The 2,897-nt window shown below is 34.9% G+C and carries 3 protein-coding genes and 1 tRNA gene; 1 reads left to right on the top strand and 3 read right to left on the bottom strand.

The features are described from left to right. Positions 1 to 155 precede the first annotated feature (155 nt). A tRNA-Ile gene (locus ED2_RS14385) sits at positions 156 to 229 on the bottom strand. A gap of 720 nt (positions 230 to 949) precedes the next feature. On the opposite strand from ED2_RS14385, the gene ED2_RS14380 reads away from it, so the two are divergent. Further along, the gene (locus ED2_RS14380) at positions 950 to 1,498 is read left to right on the top strand and encodes a PBECR4 domain-containing protein (RefSeq protein WP_005876849.1); all 549 of its coding nucleotides are present in this window, start codon (positions 950 to 952) and stop codon (positions 1,496 to 1,498) included. Between the two features lie 107 nt (positions 1,499 to 1,605). Here the strand turns inward: ED2_RS14380 and ED2_RS14375 are convergent, their stop codons facing one another. Then, on the bottom strand, positions 1,606 to 2,622 hold the full coding sequence (locus ED2_RS14375) for a peptidoglycan recognition protein family protein (RefSeq protein WP_060789926.1): 1,017 nt from the start codon (positions 2,620 to 2,622) through the stop codon (positions 1,606 to 1,608). Between the two features lie 10 nt (positions 2,623 to 2,632). Continuing rightward, a complete protein-coding gene (locus ED2_RS14370; RefSeq protein WP_002352300.1) occupies positions 2,633 to 2,896 on the bottom strand; it encodes a holin in 264 nt (87 codons plus the stop codon). Between the last annotated feature and the right edge of the window lies 1 nt (position 2,897).

Below are 2,897 nucleotides of genomic sequence, written 5' to 3'. Positions count from 1 at the left end.
AATAGGGTTTAAAGCTGATTTTAAGTGTTTTTCGCTTATTATCAGCTTTTTATTATCTAAAAAAACAACTTTTAGAGACATCCGTATACTGCTTGGGGGAGTCAAAAGGGGAGTCATTTTTTATAGTTTATTCGCATTTTAAATCACTTAGAGTATGTACCCTGTAGGACTCGAACCTACGACCGGATGGTTATGAGCCGCCTGCTCTAACCAACTGAGCTAAATGTACGAGAAACCACCACAACTCCTGCTAACAAAAAGAATGGACATAGACTAGATAATAATGGGTTTCATTCTTTGTTGTGATGGCATATTTATTATTGCATAACTTTAAAAGAAAAAATAGAGTATATTTAACATTCATTTGCTTAGCTTTATAGTAAAAAATTATTGACGCTTTTTTTACATAGTATAGAATGACATTGTAAGCAAAAAAAGACCATGCTGTCAACATGGCCTACAAGCACTTGCGCGGATATCCAATCTGTTCAATCCCTAGCTTAGTCTTGAATTCTAGTGTCTAGAATCTATAACCTTGCCATTGATTTCCGAGATCAATGGTTTTTTATTAGCAAGAATTACAATATTCAAAAAAACGTTATTTTATCACTTATAATTTGTAATTACACTGCATCAAAATAATGTGCCACACGTACAAATAGTTATATTAAATCGTATATATTAAGTTTTCTTAATTTTTCATCTTATTGTTTTTTATATTTTACGCTTGCATAAATTTTACGTAAATGTTATATTAATTACGAGGATAGATCTATCACCTCATCTTTCAGTTAGCTCTAGATTGATAATTATCATATCAATCAAAGTGAGAAGAGTGCACTCACGTTCCCCCGCGGGCGGGTTAGCCTAGCGTTGGTCTGTATGGGACGGTATCCATACTTTGCACTCTCTTTTTTTTTGTTAAAAACTAAACAGAGGAGCGCCTTCTATGCCTAAAGATTTAAAAAAAACTTATAATCAATATCTAACAAATCTTGATGGCAAAACGGCAATTTTAACAACCCCATTCACCCCTCTAGATTGCTTTTACATAAAATTTGATATTCTTCAACTTCCACATTTGCTTGGACTACACAAAATATATAATGAACCTCCTAAATCTCTTTGCAGTAAACTGGCTTCTTCTTCAATTACATATGAAAAAATTCAGCGACATAAAATGTTTGGCTCTATCAAAGATAGAATTACTCTGTTTGATTTCATTTTAGATATATTCCTAGAAGATTATAACGGATCCGTTATTTATGTTTCTGAAGCTGATAGAAACGGTTCTTCTATGAAATTAGATATCGCATTTAATCATCCTTACAAAAATAAAATATTGACCCTTGGTTTAAGAGAAATATCCCCCGCTATATATGTCCCGGTAACCTTTTACGTTAAGAAAAAAATTATAGCCCAAGACTTCCAGCAATCTAAAAGAGCTAAAATTCTAAGTTTAGAGTTTATAGGTACTAAAAACATTCTCTTACGATAGCTTTAGAATTTATCTACTATAACCAATACAAGTTGTCACAAAGCGTAAAAAGACAACTGATAATAGTCAATATCGTTATGTACCGCCCCTCAACGAGGGGCTATTTTTTATCGTTTCGGAATATTTAAATACCAGCGTTTATCATGAAAATCTTGTGCTCCGCCTTTAGTGTTCCCTTCTGGATCATTCGTCGCACGCATCATTACATAGACTTTCTTATTAGGAAAATTACGCATATTGAAAGAAACATGATAGCCAACATTACCATAAGTGCCGTAGGGTTGGTTTACATCTGGACGTGAAACACCATTAGCATTTACTCGTGCTAACTCTTTGCCAGTATTATAGTCCATGATAAAAATGTACTCGTATTGGTAGTTAGCAATATGCCATCCAGCAACATGCAAGTTTGCGTTTTCGATTTCCCCAAACTGATCAATGTGAGAATGATTCGTTCCATCTGTTAAAGTTGGATTTGCTGCACCTGCTCGTGTTGGATCAATGACAGGCTTGTTTTCAGAAGTCGTTGGATTTTCGTCGGTAAATCCATGAGCTAAATCATATGCTAATTTTTCTTTACTTACGCCCATTTCAGAAAGATAACCGTAAGGATCTGTATGATCTCCTCCGTAGGTATTTGTTACCCATAAATGAGATTTTACTCCCTTATTCGGATACCCCGTATCTAAAGTCTTAGGAATATTAAACTGATTACAGTAATCACGAATTAATTCTACGTAAGCACGATAATTCTTTTCAAACAGGTTACGATCGTAAGTATGCTGTAATTCAATTTGTGCAGGAGCATATGGATTCGCATTCAGTGCACCCCAAGAAACATAGCCTGGTTCTCCTACTCGGTAAACAATCCCTCCGTCTCCAACAACATCAGTTGTATAAGGACTAATACCATTATAATTATTCTTCATATTAGCTGCTACATTACGCGCAGGAGCAAGTGTCGCAGTTTCATGGATGAGAATATAATTTTGATAAGCTAATCGAGAATCGCCCTGGTTAGATGCTAAGTTAAACTCATTATTAATCGTGTAGGCAAATCCATTTACTGGCAACAAAAAAAGAGCCATTAAAAGGCTCAACGACAATGCAATATTCTTTTTCATTTGGTCCCTCCTATTTTTTTAATTTAGTTTGCGTATAGATACCACTTGCAATCGCCCCCGCAACAATTCCAGACATAGCCAATTGCTGCCATGATCCTAAATCTGGATAGGTCAAAGACAAAACGACTGCAAACAAAATCCCTACAAAACATGCTGATGGTGCCAGCCATTTTGAGGGGATAAGATTTGGCTTCTTCATTACTTCAACCAATATAATGACTATCGGACTAATAATGATGCCTGTTCCTAAAATTTCATTAATTGCTTTTTCCATT

Source organism: Enterococcus durans NBRC 100479 = LMG 10746, from assembly GCF_001544215.1.
Classification (GTDB): Bacteria; Bacillota; Bacilli; order Lactobacillales; family Enterococcaceae; genus Enterococcus_B; species Enterococcus_B durans.
Note: the sequence above shows the minus strand (reverse complement) of the source record. Positions and strands in the feature narration are given on the sequence as shown.